Annotated in this window: 1 protein-coding gene; it reads right to left on the bottom strand. The window is 68.2% G+C overall.

Going from position 1 to position 1,511, the window contains the following annotated elements; genetic code table 11:
• Window positions 1-126: 126 nt before the first annotated feature.
• Complete coding sequence (locus GTY47_RS19330; RefSeq protein WP_010049276.1) at window positions 127-1,407, bottom strand: FAD-binding oxidoreductase; 1,281 nt, start codon at window positions 1,405-1,407, stop codon at window positions 127-129.
• Window positions 1,408-1,511 lie beyond the last annotated feature (104 nt).

Raw genomic sequence — 1,511 nt, forward strand, 5'->3', positions numbered from 1 at the left:
GACGGACAGAGTCCGGCCGGACTCCGCGTCCTGCCAACTGCCGCCGATGAAAAGCTGCTTGGGAACATCGTGGACAACAGCCATCTCGAGGTCTCCTTGTATGCGTAGAGGTGCGCTGCCGCACGGTCAGCGGATGCGGTCCAGCGTCTTGTAGTAGGCGCCCGCGAAGGGCAGGAACCAGGCGGTGCCGTTGTAGAGGGGGATGCGGGGCGGGGCGATGTCGCGCACGGGGCTGACCTCGGGGTGGCCGTCCATCACCTCGGCCATGACCTGACCCATGTGCGTGGCCATCTGTACGCCGTGGCCCGCATAGCCCATGGAGTAGTAGACGCCGTCCTCGGTCTGCCCGGCGTGCACGATGCGGTCCATGGCGAAGCCGACGGAGCCGCCCCACACGTACTCGATCTTCGTCCGGGAGAGCTGGGGGAAGATCTCGCACATCTCACGGAACAGGACGGCTCCGCTCTTCTTGTCCGAGGTGGGATCGGACGGCGCGAAGCGGGCGCGGCCGCCGAACAGCAGCCGGTTGTCCGGAGTGAGCCGGAAGTAGTGACAGAGGTTGTTGGAGTCGACGATGAGACGGGCCTTGGGGATGATGTCCCGGGCGAGTGCCTCGCCGAGCGGCTCGGTCACGATGATGAAGCTGCCCAGGCAGACCTGCTGGCGGCGCAGCCACGGGAAGTTCTTGTCGGTGTAGGCGTCGGTGGCCATCATGACCTGCCCGGCGCGGATCACACCGCGCTCGGTGCTGACCTCGTAACGGCCGGCTGCGGTGCGCCGGACGCCGATGGCCGCGTTGCGCTCGTGGATCTCGACACCGGTGCGCTCGCACGCCTCGGCCATGCCGCGCACGAAGCGGCCGACGTGCAGTGCGGCGCTGAACGGGTCGAGCAGGCCGCCGTGGTAGGCATCGGATCCGATCTCCGAACGCAGCTCGGACTTGCCGATCAGTGTGGTCTCGTGACCGAAGTACTTGGCCAGGTCGCGCTGTTGGGCCCTCTTGCTCTCGAAGTGCGCGGGGCGGGAGGCCACGCCCAGGCGTCCGACGCGACGGAACTGGCAGTCGATGGACTCCTCGTTCACGAGCCGCTCGACGGTGTCCACGGCCTCGCCGTAGGAGTTGTAGATCTCGCGGGCCCGCTCGAGTCCGTACCGGCGGATGGCCTGGTTCACGCCGATCGTGAAGCCCAGGTTCGCCATGCCGCCGTTGCGCGCCGAGGCGCCCGAGCCGATCTGGCCCTTCTCGACGAGGGTGACACGGGCGCCCTTGCGGGCGGAGTGCAGGGCGGTGGACAGACCGGTCAGGCCGGCGCCGACTACCACCAGGTCGGTGTCCTCGGTCAAAGGCTTGCCGGACCGGTCCGGGAACGCCCCGGCGGTTTCGATCCAGTAGGGAATCGTCTTCATTGCGGGTCTCCTGCGAGGAAGTTTTCGGGGGGATGCCGACCGGGAACCCACTGGGGCCCGGCTGACGGCGCTGTCAGCGGTGGGCACGGCCCGTGCCGGCACAC

The sequence above is a fragment of the Streptomyces sp. SID5464 genome, from assembly GCF_009862985.1.
Lineage (GTDB): Bacteria > Actinomycetota > Actinomycetes > Streptomycetales > Streptomycetaceae > Streptomyces > Streptomyces chartreusis_D.

Bases quoted from the DNA above. Each gene is read 5' to 3' on its own strand.
- GTY47_RS19330 (WP_010049276.1), bottom strand. From the start codon at position 1,407: ATGAAGACGATTCCCTACTGGATCGAAACCGCCGGGGCGTTCCCGGAC.